This is a genomic window from Streptomyces sp. P9-2 (genome assembly GCF_051903975.1).
In the GTDB taxonomy this organism is placed as follows: domain Bacteria; phylum Actinomycetota; class Actinomycetes; order Streptomycetales; family Streptomycetaceae; genus Streptomyces; species Streptomyces cellulosae.
On the sequence record NZ_CP192633.1, the window covers coordinates 6,771,610 to 6,787,644 of the forward strand.

Here is a 16,035-nt window from a genome sequence, read left to right on the forward strand (position 1 = left end):
CAATGAGGGCGGCGCGACGAAATGGGCACGGAGGGGTGGGTAAGCGCTTGCGGTGGGGTGGGAGTTGATGGGATTGACTTCTGGGTGCAGGAGGGGGCAGACGTGGGCGGCCGGGAACCCGGCGGAGGTCCGGGGCGGCCACCGGTGGCCGAATTGAACGGTTTCAACCGCCCCGCATCGCCGTCGGCGGCCGCCCCGCCGGGTCGATTCGGGCCACCGCCCGAGTGACCGGCAGGCGACGCCGGCCGGGTGTGCCAGGGCCGGACCCGACATCCGGCCGGCGTCCGACGGCGCCCGCCGCAGACGCCCCCCGCAGGCGATCAGTGAGCGTCGGCGGCCGCGAAGTCGGGAAGTTCCGTGGAGACCAGATCGTGCACGGCGCCGTCGAGGAGGCGAGAGGTCTCGGTGGAGCGGGGAAGCATGGTGTCCTCGTAGGCGCGGACGGCCTCGCCCACGGTGTCGTGGCGGGCGAGCGCGAGGGCGAGTTCGCAGGCGTCGAGCAGGGCGAGGTTGACGCCCACGCCGAGCGGCGGCATGAGGTGGGCGGCGTCGCCGAGGAGCGTGACCGAGGGGCTGTGCTGCCAGATGTGACCGGCGGGCAGGGCGTGGATGGGGCGGTCGACATAGGGGCCGTCGTTGTCGCTGATCAGCCGGCGCATACGGGGTGACCAGTCGCGGAAGCGTTCCAGCAGCAGGGCGCGGAGCTTGTCGGTGTCCTGCGGGCCGAGGCCGGCGTCGGTGATCCAGTCGGCGGGGGCGCGCTGGATGACGTAGACGCGGATGTGGTCGCCGCCGTTGGCTTGCGCGAACAGGCCGCGTTCGCCGTCGGCGGCCGCGGCGCTGCCCTGCCCGACGAGCTCGGCGATGTCCGGATGACGTGCGGTGACGTCGTGGAACCACGCTTCCAGGAAGCTGACGCCGGTGTAGCGGGGCGTGGCGTCGGAGACTGCGCGCCGGACGGCGGACCAGGCGCCGTCGGCGCCGATGACGAGGTCGCACTCCACGGTGGTGCCGTCGGCGAAGTGCAGCCGCCGCGGACCCTCCGAGGGCCCGGTGACGGCGCGCAGGGTGTGCCCCCAGCGCACGGTGCCGGGCGGCAGCGACCCGAGCAGCAGATCACGCAGCACACGGCGGTCGATCTCCGGCTTGAACCGCTCGTCCGGCTCGGGCACATGGTGGAAGAGCACCGCGCCGGACGGATCCAACTGCCGCATCTCCTGCCCTTCAGGGCGGGACAGCCGGAAGAACTCCTCCAGCAGACCGGCCTCGCGCAGGGCGAGTTGGCCGTTGTCGGCGTGCAGGTCGAGGGTGCCGCCCTGGTCGCGGGCGTCGGGTCCGGCGTCGCGGTCGTAGACGGTGGCGGCGATGCCGTGCCGGGCCAGGATGCGGGCGCAGGCCAGGCCGCCGGGGCCGGCGCCGACGACGGCGATGCGGGGCGGGGGAGTGGTGGGCATGGCGGGACTCCGTTCGTGGGTTCGTGACGGGACGGCGGCCGGGCAGTGCCTCATGGCCGCCGCGCCCAGAAAAACACAACAGCTAAATAAGTGCAACAACTCAACTTTTGAACCCGGTCAACCGAACGGGTAAGCTGTCGGCATGCCCCGACCCACCACCCCCACACAGCCGGACACCCCCGCCCCCCTGGGCCGCCGCGAACGCAAGAAGGCCGCCACCCGCCGGGCCATCGCCGACGCCGCCCTGAGCCTGTTCCTGGAACGCGGCTACGACGCCGTCGGCATCCGCGAGATCGCCGACGCCGCCGACGTGTCCACCACCACGCTGTTCAAGCACTTCCCGGTCAAGGAAGCCCTCGTCTTCGACGAGGACGACGACCAGGAGGAACGCCTGCTCGCCGCCGTCCGCGAACGCCCCGCGGGCACCTCCATCCCCGCCGCCCTGTGCGAACACGCCCTGAACTCCCGCCTGGTCACCCCGGACGGCGACGACCGCCTCGCCGCCTTCCTCACCCTGGTGACCACCACCCCCGCCCTGCGCGACTACGGCCAGAACATGTGGCTGCGCCACACCACCGCCCTGGCCCGCGTCATCGCCGAGGAAACCGGCCGCCCCGCCGACGACCCCGCCTGCCTGGCCCTGGCCCACTTCGCCCTCGAAGCCCCGCGCGCCGCATACGGGCACGCCGACCCGCGTGCGGCGGTCATCAGCGCGTTCGACCTGCTGGAGCGGGGCTGGGAGGCTCTCTGATCGGTCAGTCGGTTGATTGGACGTGTCCGTCCGATCGGTGATCACTGACGCGATGTGGGACCGGATCGAGCCGTTGCTGCCGGCCGATCCGGTCCGCGGCCGGCGATGGGCCGATCACCGCCAACCCGGGAAGCCACCGTGTGGAAGTGGCACACCTGCTCACCCTGGCGGGACGCGCCGTTCCGGACCGCTCGCATACGCCTGATCAGGTGGGCCGTACACGGCACCTGGGAACGCATCCTTACTCCGGTGCCGGCAGCGGTCGACGGTGCTGACGACATCGGCTGGACCGTGTCGGTGGAGTCCACCGTCTGCCGGGCTCACCAACACTTCGCCGGAGCCAGGAAAAAGGGGCTCCAGGTCCGGCCGGACCCATCGGCCAGGCGCTTGGACGCTCCCGCGGCGGCCTGAGCACAAAGATCCACCTCGTCGGCGAGAGCCATGCACGACCCCTGGCCTCCGCGTCACCGTAGGCCAGGCGGGCGATGCCCTGGCCATCGAGACCGTCATGGCCGGTATCCGGGTCCGCGAAGCGGACCCGGAAGGCCGAGAACCCGGCCGGACTCCGTTCTGCCCGACCGCGCCTTTCGTCCCGGGCCATCCGGGCCCATCTTCCTCGTCGGAGGATCCGCTCTGTCATTCCTGAGCCGTCCGACCGGGTCGGCCACCGTCTGCGGCGAGGCCGCGCCGGCGGTCGCCGCCCACTGGCGGTCCCCGTAACGGGACCCGATGTGTGGCTGGTGCTTACGGGCCCGCAGCGGTCGGTCCGTGCCCGGGAGCCGGTGTGTCGATGGCGTGCGAGGCGACCGCCGTCCGCAGTGGCGCCGCAGGTGGCGTCTGACGGTCCTGCAGCACCAGCTCTTCGCGCCGGGCGCCTGCCCGGCTTAAAAGAGATGAACCGCAGGGGGTTGTTTTCATCATGGTGAAGGTCTTCAATATGCCGCAGGACAAACGCTGCTCAGGGAGAGGCGGAGACCGTGCACGACACCGACGCACCGATGCCGGACGACCGGCCGGACCTCGATGTGATGGTCGCCACGGTCGGCCTGCAGATCAAGGCCTTGCGCAAGCAGGCGAATCTGACCTTGGACGAGCTGAGCCGCCGCTCCGGCATCAGCACTGGACTGATCAGCCAGATCGAGCGGGGGAAGGGCAATCCTTCCTTCGCCAGCCTGGTGCAGATCGCACATGGTCTGGACGTGCCGATCGGGCGGCTGCTGCACCTTGCGGAGCAGGTCAGTCCGGTGGTCCGTGCCCACGAGCGCCGCAGCCTGGACTTCCACGGTGCGGACTCGGTGAACGGCGACCGCTACGAACTGCTCACTCCTTCTCTCAACGGCGCTCTGGAGGTCCTCTGGGTGGTCACCCAGCCGGGCCACGACACCAGCGCCACCGCGTTCTGTCACAACGGCGAGGAGTTCGGCATCGTGCTCTCCGGTGTGAAGGACGTCTATCTCGACGGCGTCCGTCACCGGCTCGAAGCGGGTGACTCCATCACCTACTCCTCCAGCATTCCGCACTGGTACGTCAATCCCGGTGACGAGCCCGCCACCTCGATCTGGGTGGTCACTCCGCCCAGCTGGTAGGCGCAGGCCTCGCACCGCCCCGTCCCCAACGCCCCGGCCTCGGGCCCGGGCGCCGGTTCCGCACGGCCTTGTTCCGTGCGCCTCCCCAAGACGAGGTGCCCTACATGGCATCACTCACCGAGAGAAGCCCAGCCACCACCAAGAAGTCCCTCTCGCACCGCCGCGCTCTGCTGGCCCTTGGCGGCGGCAACGCCGTCGAGTGGTACGACTGGATGGTCTACGGGCTACTGGCCTCCTACATCGGCCCGCTCTACTTCCCGTCGGGAAGTTCCGTCACCGAAACCATGTCCGCGCTGGCCGTCTTCGCGGTCGGCTTCGCCGCCCGGCCGCTCGGCGCGATCATCTTCGGCACCCTGGCCGACCGCATAGGCCGACGCGCCGTCATGCTCTTCTCCATCGGCTCAATGGTGCTGAGCACCATGATCATAGCACTGCTGCCCAGCCATGCGGTCATCGGCGTCTGGGCCGGCGTCATCCTGCTGGTCTGCCGCATCCTGCAGGGACTCTCCACAGGCATCGAGGCACCGCTCAACTCCGCGTACATCGTGGAACTGGCGCCCGAGGGCAGGACCGCCCGGTACGGCGGCATCCTCAGCACCTACGTGCAGGCCGGCATCGTCAGCGCCTCGCTGGTCTGCTTCCTGACCACCTCGGTGGTCGCCCCTGACGCCATGGCCTCCTGGGGCTGGCGCATCCCGTTCGTGGTCGGCGCCGTCGGCGGCCTGGTCTTCCTCTGGCTGCGCCGCGCCCTGCCGGAGACCCTGCACACCACGGGCGAGAAGCAGGCCGAGCCGGCCCGGGTGGGCCAGGTCTGGGCCGAGGTCTGGCAGCACCGGCTGGCGCTCCTGGCGATCGTCTTCGTCGTGGCCGGCGCCCAGGCGCTCCAGTACACCTGGACCACCGGACTGCCCAACCTGGCCCGCTCCGCCTACGACGAGAACCCGGACACCGTCTTCCTGGTCTCCACGCTCTCCGGGATCTGCGTCGCCGCGCTCTACCCGCTCGTCGGCCGGCTCGCCGATCGCAAGCGGATCTCCCGCACCTTCATCGCCTCCCGGCTCGCCGTGGTGCCACTGATCTTCGTCGTACTCGCCTACCAGCAGCCCGGCATGGCGACGTTCACCGTGGTGATGCTGGTCGGCGCCCCGGTGCTCGCCTTCACCATGGGCCTCTACAACACCGTCGCCGCCACCCTGATGCCGACCAGCTGCCGGGTCACCGGCGTCGGCCTCGGCTATGCGATCGGCGTGGCCGGTTTCGGCGGCACCGCCCCCTATCTCCTGCTGTGGCTCCAGGACCACGGCGCCGGCTGGGCGTTCCCCGTCTACGGCGCGGTCCTCTGTCTGCTCAGCGTCCTGCTCTACGTGCTCGTCTTCCGCCGCGGCGCCGTCCGCGTCGGGAGCTGAAAGGGAAGCCAGATGTCACAGACCGTCTCTCTCGACGCCGTCGAGGCACCCGTGGTCCAGCGGTCCGACGTGATCGTGGTCGGCGGCGGGCCGGCCGGGGTCAGCGCGGCCGTGGCCGCCGCCCGCACCGGCGCCAGTGTGACCCTGCTGGAGCGCTACGCGGCTCTTGGCGGCCTGGCTTCCGGCGGCATGGTCCTGGTGCTCGACGACATGATCAACGGGAACGAGATCACCGTCACCGGAATCGTCGACGAGTACGTCGAGCGGATGGCCAAGCTCGGCCTCGCCGTCTACCCGCCGGCAGAGGACCGTTACTCCTCGCCCGAAATGTGGGCCAAGTGGGGCCGCTGGGGCGCCTTCGACTTCCACTCCCACACCAACCCCAAGCCGATCTGCTACGCCGTCGCCTTCGACCCCGACGGCTGGAAGCGGGTGTCCAACGACCTGGTCCGCGAGAGCGGGATCAATCTGCGGCTGCACAGCTGGTTCTCCCGACCGGTGGTCCAGGACGGTGCGGTGAAGGGCGTGGTCTGCGAGACCAAGTCCGGGCCGCAGGCGGTGATGGGCGACGTGGTGATCGACACCACCGGCGACATCGACGTGGCCTCCCGGGCCGGCGCCCCGTACGCCCAGGACAGCTACCTGGTCACCCTGGTCTTCCGGCTCGGCGGGGTGGACACCGCGGCCGCCGAGCGCTTCGAACAGGAGAACCCGCGTGAGGCCCGGGCCATCAACCGCAAGATCAAGCGGATGCTGGGCGGCGCCTGGGAGTTGTGGTGGCTCAAGACGCCCGTTCCCGGCGTGGTTTGGTGCAACTGCCCGCACATGACCGGCTTCGACGGCACCGACCCGGTCTCGCTCACCGAGGCCGAGTTCGAGGCCCGGGCCCGGATCGGCGCCGTCCTCGACCACATCAAGGCCGAGCTGCCCGGCTTCGGCAACGCCCACCTGCTCGACGTCGCCGAGCAGATGGGCGTCCGGCAGACCCGGCTGCTGCAGGGCGAGTACGTGGTCACCAAGGACGACGTCACCTCCCGCCGCCACTTCGCCGACAGCGTCGCCCGCGGCCGCGACTACTACACCCCGTACCGTGCGCTGCTGCCGCGCGGTGTCGATCAGCTGCTGGTCGCCGGCCGGCACTACTCGGCCACCCCCGAGGCGCAGCGGATGTCCCGCGAGATCCCGCCCTGCATGGCCATGGGCCAGGCGGCCGGCATCGCCGCCGCCACCGCGGTGGAGCAGGGTGTGCTGGTCCGGGACGTCGACCCGGCCGTCGTCCAGCACCGGATGCGCGAGCAGGGCGCCGACCCCGGTGACGTCCCCTCGGAGAACGCGACCGTCGACCAGCCCGAGGAGGTCGTGGCATGACCACCGCAGTACAGCCCCTGAGCGGTCTCACCGTCATCGACTTCACCCAGGTCTTCATGGGCCCGTCCTGCACCCAGATGCTGGGCGACTACGGCGCCGACGTGATCAAGGTGGAGCGGCCCGGCACCGGCGACATCTCCCGGACCTCGATCCCGGACCCGGCCGGCCTGGACAACCCCATCTTCCTGTCCATCAACCGCAACAAGCGGAGCATCGCCATCGATACCCGCACCGACGAGGGCCGGCAGGTCATCCATGAACTGGTGCGCTCCGCCGACGTCGTGGTGAGCAACTTCCGTACCGGCGTGATGGAGCGGCTCGGCCTCGGCTACGAGGCGCTGCGCGCCGTCAACCCCAGGATCATCTGGGCTTCCGGTACCGGCTTCGGCACCGAGGGTCCGTACGCCCACAAGGGCGGGCAGGACGCCATCGCCCAGGCGTACAGCGGAGTGATGTGGCGCCGGGTGTCCGACGACGACCCCGTCACCCTCTACCCGACCACGCTCTGCGACTACACCACCGGAATGCACCTGCTCCAGGGCATCCTGCTGGCCCTGCTGCACCGCGACCGCACCGGCGAGGGACAGAAGGTCGAGGTGTCGATGTACGACTCGATGCTCCACATGCAGATGCAGGAGGCCTGCCAGCAGCTCAACCGCGGCTCCGAGATCAACTGGGCCGCGATGCCGCTCACCGGGGTGTTCCCCACCACCGACGGCGCACTGATCATGGTCGGCGGCTTCAAGAGCAACGCGCTGCACCACATCAGCCGTGCCCTGGAACTCGACGAGGACCTGAGCGAGCGTCCCGAGTTCGCCACTTTGGACCTGCAGTTCGCGCACCGGCCCGAGCTGCAGCGGATCTTCGCCGAGGCGGTGGCCCGCAACACCACCGACCACTGGGTCAAGCGGCTCGAGGACGAGGACATCCTCTGCGCCCCGGTGCGCAGTCTGGAGCAGACCCTCGACGACGAGCAGACCGCCGTCAACAACATGATCGTGGAGATGGACCACCCGGTCGCCGGCCGCATCCGCGCTCTCAACGCGCCGCTCCACCTCTCCGCCACCCCCGCCGAGGTCCGCCGGGTCCCGCCGCGGCTCGGTGAGCACGGCGCGGAGGTGCTCGGTGAACTCGGTTACACCGCCGAGCAGATCGACCTGCTCCGCGAGAAGGGGGTGCTGCGGTGACCGACGAGGTCCGCTACGTACGGGACGGGCACATCGCCCGGGTCACCATCGACCGCCCCACCGTGCTGAACGCGGTGGACGCCAAGACCAACGCCCGGCTCAACGAGATCTGGGCCGACATCGAGGCCGACCCCGATGTGCGGGCGGTCGTCGTCACCGGCGCCGGTGAGCGGTCGTTCTGCGTGGGCGCCGACATGTCCGCCGACGCGGTCGACAAGACCGGCCTGGAGTACTGGGCCGGCCTGGACCCCAACGGCTTCGGGGGGCTGAGCCTGCGCACCACCCTGGACGTCCCGGTGATCGCCCGGGTCAACGGCTACGCCCTGGGCGGCGGCATGGAGATGGTCCTCGGCTGCGACATCGTCGTCGCCGCCGACCACGCCCAATTCGGCCTCACCGAGCCCCGGGTCGGCCGGATCCCGCTGGACGGCGGCGTCTTCCAGCTGGTCCGCCGGCTGCCGCACACCCAGGCCATGGGACTGCTGCTCACCGGCCGCCGCGCCTCCGCGGCCGAGCTGCACCGCATGGGCCTGGTCAACGAGGTGGTCCCGGCACAGCAGTTGGACGAGGCCGTCGACCGCTGGGTCGCCGACATCCTGGCCTGCGCCCCCACTTCACTGCGCGCCATCAAGCAGATGGTCCAGCGCGGGGACGGGCTGTCACCGCGGGACGCCCACAAGCTGCGCACCCCGGCCCTGATGGCGGCGCTGGACAGCGAGGACGCCAAGGAGGGCGTGCTCGCCTTCCAGCAGAAGCGGCAACCGGTCTGGCCCGGACGATGAGGGGGAGCTCACCGATGCCCGAAAATCTTGCCCCCGGAGTGTGGGGTGTGGTTGCCACGCCCTTCCTCGGCTCCGCCTTCGAGGTGGACGAGCCCAGCCTGGCCCGGCTGGTGGAGCACTACGAGCGAATCGGCACCACCGGTCTGACCGTGCTCGGCGTCTTCGGTGAGGCCGCCCGGCTCTCCGCCGAGGAACGCCGCACCGTGCTGGAGACGGTGGTCGACACCGTCGACCTGCCGCTGGTCGTCGGGGTCACCGCACTCGCCACCGCACCGGTGCTGGAGGAGGCCCGGCTCGTCCGCGAGGTGGTCGGGGACCGCCTCGCCGGATTGATGGTGCAGGTCAACTCGCCCGATCCGCAGGTGGTCGCCACCCACCTCAACGCGGTCCACGAGGCCACCGGCGCCGGGATCGTCGTCCAGGACTACCCGGAGACCAGCCGGGTCACCATCCGTACCGCCGACCTGGTCCGCGCCGTCCGCCAGGTCCCCTCGGCGGTGGCGGTGAAGGCCGAGGCGCCGCCGACCCCGGCGGCCATCGCCCAGCTCACCGCCGAACTGGACGTCCCGGTGTTCGGCGGCCTGGGCGGCCTGGGCCTGCTCGACGAGCTGGCAGCCGGCGCCGCCGGGGCGATGACCGGCTTCTCCTGCCCCGAGGGCCTGATCGCCTGCGTCCAGGCCTGGCGGAACGGCGGTCACGACGCGGCCCGGGAGGCCTACCTGCCGTATCTGCCGCTGGTCAACTTCGAGGCGCAGGCCGGGATCGGGCTGGCATTGCGCAAGGAGGCCATCCGACGCCGTGGCCTGATCATGGAGTCGGGGGTGCGCCCACCAGCCGCGCAGCTGCCCGAGGCACTGGTCCCGCAGATGGAACGGCATCTCGCCGCGCTGCCCGAGGAGGTGCGCTGATGGACCTCGGTATCCGCGGCCGGGTCGCCGTGGTCGCCGCCTCCACCGGCGGCCTGGGCCGGGCGGTGGCCGAAGCGCTGGCCGCCGAGGGTGCCTTGGTCGTGGTGGCCGGGCGGCGCGGCGACCTCGCCGAACAGATCGCCGCCGGACTGCCGGACGCGGTCGGCGTCCAGGTCGACCTCACCGTCCCGGATGGACCGCGGGCGCTGGTCGAGGCGGCCCGCGAGGCCTACGGCGATCCGGACATCCTGGTCCTCAACGGACCCGGCCCTCGCCCCGGCACCGCCGCCGGCCTGGACACCGGCGACCTCGCCGGGGCCGTGGACTCGCTGCTGCTGGCCCAGCAACGGCTGGTGGCGCTGACCCTGCCGTCCATGCGCCGGCGCGGCTGGGGCCGCATCCTGGCCGTCGGCTCCAGCGGGATCGCCGAACCGCTGCCCGGGCTGGCCCTGTCCAACGCCGGACGGGCCGCCCTCGCCGCGTACCTGAAGACCCTGGCTGCGGAGGTGGCGACCGACGGAGTCACCGTCAACCTGCTGCTGCCCGGCCGGATCGCCACCGATCGGGTGGCGGCGCTGGACGCCGCGCGGGCCGAACGTGAACAGCGCCCCGTCGCCGAGGTCGAGGCCGCCTCCCAGGCTGCGATCCCCGCCGGACGGTACGGCACACCCGCCGAGTTCGGTGCGGCAGCCGCCTTCCTCTGCGGCGCCCCCGCCTCATACATCACCGGGGCCGCGCTGCGCTGCGACGGCGGCCTGGTCCGCGGCCTGTGAACTCCCGACTTCCCAAGGAACCAAAGCCATGAGCACTGTGCGGATCCCCAACCTTATCGCCGGCGAGGAGGCCGCCGGCGACGGCTTCGAGCGGTACAACCCGGCGGACCCGGCCGAACTGGTCGCCGTGGCCCCGGCCTCCGGCGCCGAGGCCGTCGACGCGGCCGTGACGGCCGCAGCCGAGGCCCAGCCGGGATGGGCGGCGCTGCCCGCCCCGGCGCGCGGCGCGATCCTGCTGGACGCTGCCGAGGTCCTGCGCGGCCGCCACGAGGATGCCGCCCGCGACCTGGTCCGGGAGGAGGGCAAGACGCTGACCGAGGCCCGCGGCGAGGTCCGGCGGGCCATCGACGTACTGCGCTTCTTCGGCTCCGAGGGCTGGCGGCTCGGCGGGCAGGTGCTGCCCAGCTCGTTGCCGGACACCATGGTCCACACCCGCCGGGAGCCGGTCGGGGTCGTGGGGCTGATCACACCGTGGAACTTCCCGATCGCCATCCCCGCCTGGAAACTGGCGCCCGCGCTGATCGGCGGCAACGCGGTGGTGCTCAAGCCCGCAGAGCTCACCCCGGTCTCCGCCCGCCACCTCACCGAGGCCCTGGTCCGGGCCGGGCTGCCCGCCGGGGTGCTCAACGTGGTGCACGGCTCCGGCGCGGTGGTCGGCGAGGCCCTGGTTCGCGACCCCCGGGTGGCGGCGGTCTCCTTCACCGGCTCCACCCAGGTCGGCATGCGCATCGAGCGCGCGGTGCAGGAGCGCCGCGGCCGGGTGCAGGTGGAGATGGGCGGCAAGAACGCACTGGTGGTACTGGACGACGCCGACGTCGAACAGGCCGCGCGGATCGCCGCGGCGGGCGGCTTCGGTCTCACCGGCCAGGCCTGCACCGCCTCTTCCCGGGTGATCTGCACCCCCGGTGTGCACGACGACTTCGTCGCCGCGCTCGCCAAGGAGGCGGCCCGCTACCACCCCGGCAACGGCCTGGCCGACGGCACCCTGATGGGCCCGGTGGTGAGTGAGCAGCAACTCGGCACGATCACCGCCGCCGTCGAGCGGGCCACGGCCGAGGGCGCGACCGTCGCCGCGGGCGGCGAGGCTCCCAAGGGGCTGATGCTCGCCCCGACCGTGCTCTCCGGCCTGAGCCAGGAGAACACGGCGGCCCGCGAGGAGATCTTCGGCCCGGTGGTCGCGGTACTGTCCGCGGCGGACCTGGACGACGCGATCAACCTGGTCAACGACTCCCGCTACGGCCTGGCCGCAGGCATCTGCACCCGCAGCCTGGCCGCCGCCCAGCGCTTCGCCGCGGCCGCCCGCGTGGGCGTGGTCAAGGTCAACCGCCCGACCACCGGCCTGGATCTCAACGTCCCGTTCGGCGGCGTCGGCGACTCCTCCAGCAACACTTTCCGCGAGCAAGGTGCGGTCGCGGTGGACTTCTACACCTGGTCCAAGTCGGTCTACCTCGGCTGGGAGGGCTAGCCGAACCCGCCTGCGGACGACTCCTCCGCGCGGCACGTCCCGCACAGCTCGCACGGGGAGGTTCGTCCGACGGTGATCCCGATCGGGTGATCTCGGGGTGCTCGGCGTATACGGGCAGGGCCTCCTGAACAGCTCGTTGGTGTCTCATCCCGAGCAACATCAGGAGGCCCTGGTGCCGCAGTGTTCCGTGTCACCCAGCACGCGTGTCACCAACGTCCCGGGACAGCACACCTAACTCCCCTCCACCGGACGCCACTCACGCCGAAGAAGACCGTAGACCCAGGAGTCGGACACGTCGCCGTCGACGACACAGTCCTCCCTCAGGGTGCCTTCGCGAACGAAGCCGAGCTTCTCCAGCACCCGCGCGGACGCCCCGTTCCGTGTGTCGACGTCGGCCCGGACCCGGTTGAGGTCAAGGGTGTTGAACCCCCACCGCAGAAGGCCGTGCACGGTCTCCGTGGCGTACCCGTGGCCCCAGGCCTCGCGGCCGAAGACGTAACACACCACCGCGCTACGGAAGTCCGGGTTCCAGTCGACGAGGCCGCACCAGCCGATGAAGGCGCCGTCGGAGCCCCGCTCGACGGCGAGCCGCGCACCCGTGCCCTCCTCCTCGATCCTGCGGCACGTCGCGAGGAAGCGCTGCGCGCGGGCGGGGTCGGTCCACGGAGGGGAGTCCCAGTAGCGCAGCACATGAGGGTCGCTGTGCAAGGAGTAGAGGGGTGCCGCGTCGGCGTCGGTGAACGGCCGAAGTCTCAGGCGGTCGGTGTGGAGTTCGGGAGTGGGCAAGGTGACCATGTGGATCATCCTGCCGCGTGCCGCACGATGCCGACGAGCGGTTTACGCGGGCGTGGGCGAGCCCACCGAGCGCCTCGAGCAGGCGTACGCCGACGAGGTGCGCGAGGATGAGGACGAGGGCGACGGCACGCGACGGGAGGGGCACGCCATGGACGTCACCTTCGGAGGAGCGACAGGCGATCTCGCCCACGCCTACGTGCGCGAGATCCTGCATCCGGCGATCCTCCACCACAGCGTGCGTGTCTGGCTACTCGCGGATCATCTCGGCCGGCAGCAGGACCTGAAGGGGGCGGAACGGGAAGCCCTGGCCGTGGCCTGCCTCTTCCACGACTCGGGAACAGCCGCGCCTCACGACGGAGCTCAGCGTTTCGAGGTGGAGGGCGCGGACGCGGCGCGCGCCTTCCTGTCGGAGCACGGCTGGCCCGAGGACCTCGGGCAACAGGTCTGGGAGGCCGTGGCCCTGCACACCTCCCCGGGCATCGCGGAACGTATGGGCACCCTGCCGAGGCTCGTCAGGCTGGCGGTGCTGGCGGACTTCGGCAGGACGGACCTCCTCGGAACCGAGGGCCGCACCGAACTGACCGAGGCGCTGGAGCGCTTCCCGCGCCTGGACATCGAAGCCGCACTCGCTGACGCGGTCGTGGCGCAGGCTCTGCGCAACCCGCAGAAGGCGCCGCCCTCCAGCTGGCCGGGCGGGCTGCTCGCGGCCCACTTGGCGGATTCGGACAGGAGCGGAGGCGGCAACCCCGCGTTCTGAGGAGCGGCCGGCTCGCGGCCCGCCGCTCACAGCACCGCGTACTCGCCGCTCCCGGGGTAGTCGGTGCTGAGGGCGACGTCTTTCCCGGCCTCGTAGTCGGCACGCAACTGGTCCAGCTTGACGCCGATCCTGCGCTGGGCGTCACTGCCCAGGACCAGCCAGTGCCGCGGTGTGGGGGAGAGGGCTTCCTTGAAGATCACTTCCGCAGCCCTCGCCGGGTCACCGGGGAACATGTCGGGAGTCGCCCTGTTCATGATGGCCCGGAAGGCGCCGGCGGTGACCGCGTATTCACTGATCGGAGTTCCGGAGGCACGCGTGCGGTGCTCGATCCCGGTACGGAAGGAGCCAGGCAGCACGAGGAGCGCCCGCAGGCCCAAGGGCTCGATCTCCTGCCACAGGGCCTCGGTGAAGCCGTCCAGGGCGGACTTGCTCGCGGCATAGAAGCCGTTCCCGGGCACACTCGCCGGCCCGTCCATGGAGGAGATGTTGACGATCGTCCCGCGGCGACGACCGCGCATCGCGGGCAGCACGGCCCGGGTGAGTGCCACGGCGCCGAAGAAGTTGACCTCGAAGACCGCGCGGTAATCGGACTCGTGCTGTTCCTCGATGGCGCCGATGATGTCGACACCCGCGTTGTTGACGAGGACGTCGATGCCGCCGGACCACTCCTCGGCCTCCCGCACGGCCTCGGCGCACCGGTGACCGTCCGTGACGTCGAGCTGAAGCACGAGGCACTCGTCGGGGTGGCCGTCCGTCAAGCCGGCCATCGGAGCGACCACCGGCGCCGTCGCGACGACCCGGTGGCCCTGTTCCAGCACATGCTGGGCAAGCGCGTGACCGAGACCGCTGGACGCGCCGCTGATGAACCACGTCGTGGGGGACACGATGTACTCCCTCCCGTCGGGAGAGACGGTCGGCAGGTGCCTGGTGCCGCTCAGGTAGGTACGGATGGGGCCGCCTGTGGAAAGGGGCCGAGCCTCCGGCCCGAAGTGGACGGCATCAGCGACGTAGGGCACCTGACCGCGACCGCACTGCACCGCGCCCAGGACCTCCGGATGACACGTCACACCCGCCCCTCACGGGCCACTAAAACCCAGCCCACCACACCTTCACGGGGCTCGCATCACGGCGTCCCCGCCCGGCAGTGGGGGCCTGTCGGTGTTCACCGCGGCGGGGCCTGACCTGCGGTGCCGCGCTCCTTCCGATCACCTACAGCGTTCCAGCGCCGCCCCAGCGTGCCCGCAGAACCTCGGCCCAGTCGCCGTCGTCAGGCCCGGGTTCGTTCAGCCGTGGTACTGGTCCGGGTGCTGTCTCGATCAGGTGCACAAGCGTCCAGGCGAGGCCGTAGCAGTCGTCGGGCCCGAAGCAGGTGGCCAGGGCAGCGGCTTCCTCGGAGGTGACAGGCCGGGGGAGCGCGGTCAGTCGGCGCTCACGCCGATCGATCTCTTCCCCACTCGCCTCCCGGTCGGGAAGCGGTCCGTCGACGACGAAGGCGCGCGCTTCAGGTCTCATGAGCCCATCATCGTCGCTGTCCGGTCAAGAGGGCGCGGCGCATGGCGTCACCAGCCACCGGCCCAGACGTGATCACCACTGGCTGTGGCGCCCCCGCAGTCGATCCTCCGGAGAGACCGGGTCGAGGGAGCTGGACGACTGGGTCGCTCGGGCCGTCGTCCGAAACCTCGTTTCTCCCGTGCTGCACAACGCGATTCGGGGGTACACGGGGGCGCATGGCACCGAAGAAGAGTGAACGTACTCAGCTGAAGCGGGCTGTGCGCCAGCTCCGCCGCATCCGCTCCTTCTACGCCGCGGCGACGGTGCTGTGGGCGGGCTCGGCCGCGTTGACCAGCTGGCAGGCTGCCGGGAGCCGACAACTGACGGTCTGCGTCACGCTCCTGGCCGTCTTCGCCGCGCTGTTCGTCATGGCGAGCATCGCCCTCCGCCGCCTCGGTGCCTCGGCGACCACCGGCCGGGTGCAGCGCCACACCACACCGCCCGCCGTGTCGAACGCAGGCGGCCACGCCGCTGCCTGATCCAGATGCTCACCACGGCTGTGAGATCGTCTCGGCCATGGATGCCCCGCTGTTCAACCCCGCCGTCGTCAAAGCCGTGTTCGGAGACGTGACGTGGATGCACGTCTCCCAGTCCGCTGTTCGAGTCGCGACGTCGGTCACGCGGACACTGCTGGCGGAGATCATCGAGGGCGCCAGGGCAGCGGCGGCCGACGAGGGCCTCACGGTTCTCCAGCCCAGGCACCTCGTCACGGTGATCGACCGGAACGTCGAAGTGGATGTGGCCAACGAGTGGTACGACCACAGCCCGACGTTCCGAGCCCTGACCGGTGACGTCGCGAGCCCCGCCGCGCAGCCAGGTATGAGCGGCAGGGCACACAGAGGCAAGCCGAGCGCGGTGACCAACGCGCACAGATTCGAGCCGGGGGTGAAGAGGCTGCTGCGGAGTCAGGGGGTCCGGGCCGTACCGTCGATGGTCCGCGAACTCGACGGCGTCGCAAGCGTGTTCATGATGCGCCTCGTCCGGTCCGCGGCCATGGTCGTGCGCGAGGGCGGGACCCGACGCTACGGAACGGTCATCCTGACCATGCCGGGAGAACCGCTCCCGCCCCCCTCCCAGGAGAATCCACTCCAAAGCGCCCCTCCCCGTGAGGGCGACAGGCGGACCATCGGCGGGAACGACGTTCTGGACGCCACCAGGATCGAGTTGTTCGGCGACATCAGGCAGCGTGCCCTGAGCGAAGCACGCGAGGCGGAGCAGACGCACGCATCGGCCTGACCCTCACCACCCGTCA

16 protein-coding genes and 1 pseudogene are annotated in these 16,035 nt (G+C 71.1%); 13 read left to right on the plus strand and 4 right to left on the minus strand.

All coding sequences use genetic code 11. The features are described from left to right. Positions 1-320: 320 nt before the first annotated feature. Positions 321-1,454 (minus strand): FAD-dependent oxidoreductase, encoded by a 1,134-nt coding sequence (locus ACQY0Z_RS30700; RefSeq protein WP_189907146.1) that lies wholly within the window; start codon positions 1,452-1,454, stop codon positions 321-323. Positions 1,455-1,596: 142 nt separating this feature from the next. Between ACQY0Z_RS30700 and ACQY0Z_RS30705 the strand changes: the two genes are divergently transcribed. From ACQY0Z_RS30705 to ACQY0Z_RS30750, 10 genes and pseudogenes are all read left to right on the plus strand, one after another. Further along, the gene (locus ACQY0Z_RS30705; RefSeq protein ID WP_189907148.1) at positions 1,597-2,205 is read left to right on the plus strand and encodes a TetR/AcrR family transcriptional regulator; all 609 of its coding nucleotides are present in this window, start codon (positions 1,597-1,599) and stop codon (positions 2,203-2,205) included. A gap of 22 nt (positions 2,206-2,227) precedes the next feature. Continuing rightward, positions 2,228-2,909, plus strand: a pseudogene (locus tag ACQY0Z_RS30710) (IS5 family transposase); the annotation flags it as partial. A 273-nt stretch (positions 2,910-3,182) separates the two neighbouring features. After that, a complete protein-coding gene (locus tag ACQY0Z_RS30715; protein ID WP_210635004.1) occupies positions 3,183-3,791 on the plus strand; it encodes a helix-turn-helix domain-containing protein in 609 nt (202 codons plus the stop codon). 104 nt (positions 3,792-3,895) lie between these two features. After that, positions 3,896-5,197 (plus strand): MFS transporter, encoded by a 1,302-nt coding sequence (locus ACQY0Z_RS30720; RefSeq protein WP_347224671.1) that lies wholly within the window; start codon positions 3,896-3,898, stop codon positions 5,195-5,197. A gap of 12 nt (positions 5,198-5,209) precedes the next feature. Further along, positions 5,210-6,565 carry an FAD-dependent oxidoreductase gene (locus ACQY0Z_RS30725; protein ID WP_254586256.1) on the plus strand — a complete coding sequence of 452 codons (1,356 nt, stop codon included), beginning with the start codon at positions 5,210-5,212 and terminating at the stop codon, positions 6,563-6,565. Beyond that, the gene (locus tag ACQY0Z_RS30730) at positions 6,562-7,752 is read left to right on the plus strand and encodes a CaiB/BaiF CoA transferase family protein (RefSeq protein WP_028960426.1); all 1,191 of its coding nucleotides are present in this window, start codon (positions 6,562-6,564) and stop codon (positions 7,750-7,752) included. The genes ACQY0Z_RS30725 and ACQY0Z_RS30730 overlap by 4 nt, the downstream gene beginning before the upstream one ends. After that, positions 7,749-8,534, plus strand: coding sequence for an enoyl-CoA hydratase-related protein (locus ACQY0Z_RS30735; protein WP_439813157.1), 786 nt, complete (start codon positions 7,749-7,751; stop codon positions 8,532-8,534). The genes ACQY0Z_RS30730 and ACQY0Z_RS30735 overlap by 4 nt, the downstream gene beginning before the upstream one ends. Positions 8,535-8,548: 14 nt before the next feature. Continuing rightward, positions 8,549-9,442: a dihydrodipicolinate synthase family protein gene (locus tag ACQY0Z_RS30740; protein ID WP_347224669.1), complete on the plus strand. Its 894-nt coding sequence runs from the start codon at positions 8,549-8,551 to the stop codon at positions 9,440-9,442. Then, complete coding sequence (locus ACQY0Z_RS30745; RefSeq protein ID WP_439813158.1) at positions 9,442-10,215, plus strand: SDR family oxidoreductase; 774 nt, start codon at positions 9,442-9,444, stop codon at positions 10,213-10,215. Before ACQY0Z_RS30740 ends, ACQY0Z_RS30745 begins: the two co-directional genes overlap by 1 nt. A 28-nt stretch (positions 10,216-10,243) precedes the next feature. Continuing rightward, positions 10,244-11,680, plus strand: a complete 1,437-nt coding sequence (locus ACQY0Z_RS30750; protein WP_439813159.1) for an aldehyde dehydrogenase family protein — start codon at positions 10,244-10,246, stop codon at positions 11,678-11,680. Positions 11,681-11,911: 231 nt separating this feature from the next. Here ACQY0Z_RS30750 and ACQY0Z_RS30755 read toward each other — a convergent pair whose 3' ends face one another. Further along, positions 11,912-12,475 carry a GNAT family N-acetyltransferase gene (locus ACQY0Z_RS30755; protein ID WP_439813160.1) on the minus strand — a complete coding sequence of 188 codons (564 nt, stop codon included), beginning with the start codon at positions 12,473-12,475 and terminating at the stop codon, positions 11,912-11,914. Positions 12,476-12,527: 52 nt separating this feature from the next. On the opposite strand from ACQY0Z_RS30755, the gene ACQY0Z_RS30760 reads away from it, so the two are divergent. Continuing rightward, positions 12,528-13,232, plus strand: coding sequence for an HD domain-containing protein (locus ACQY0Z_RS30760; RefSeq protein ID WP_439813161.1), 705 nt, complete (start codon positions 12,528-12,530; stop codon positions 13,230-13,232). Between the two features lie 26 nt (positions 13,233-13,258). Here the strand turns inward: ACQY0Z_RS30760 and ACQY0Z_RS30765 are convergent, their stop codons facing one another. After that, a complete protein-coding gene (locus ACQY0Z_RS30765; protein ID WP_439813162.1) occupies positions 13,259-14,116 on the minus strand; it encodes an SDR family NAD(P)-dependent oxidoreductase in 858 nt (285 codons plus the stop codon). 325 nt (positions 14,117-14,441) lie between these two features. Continuing rightward, on the minus strand, positions 14,442-14,744 hold the full coding sequence (locus ACQY0Z_RS30770) for a hypothetical protein (RefSeq protein WP_439813163.1): 303 nt from the start codon (positions 14,742-14,744) through the stop codon (positions 14,442-14,444). 215 nt (positions 14,745-14,959) lie between these two features. On the opposite strand from ACQY0Z_RS30770, the gene ACQY0Z_RS30775 reads away from it, so the two are divergent. Then, complete coding sequence (locus ACQY0Z_RS30775) at positions 14,960-15,262, plus strand: hypothetical protein (RefSeq protein WP_037778429.1); 303 nt, start codon at positions 14,960-14,962, stop codon at positions 15,260-15,262. Positions 15,263-15,299: 37 nt separating this feature from the next. After that, positions 15,300-16,019, plus strand: coding sequence for a hypothetical protein (locus ACQY0Z_RS30780; RefSeq protein ID WP_439813164.1), 720 nt, complete (start codon positions 15,300-15,302; stop codon positions 16,017-16,019). Positions 16,020-16,035: the final 16 nt, after the last annotated feature.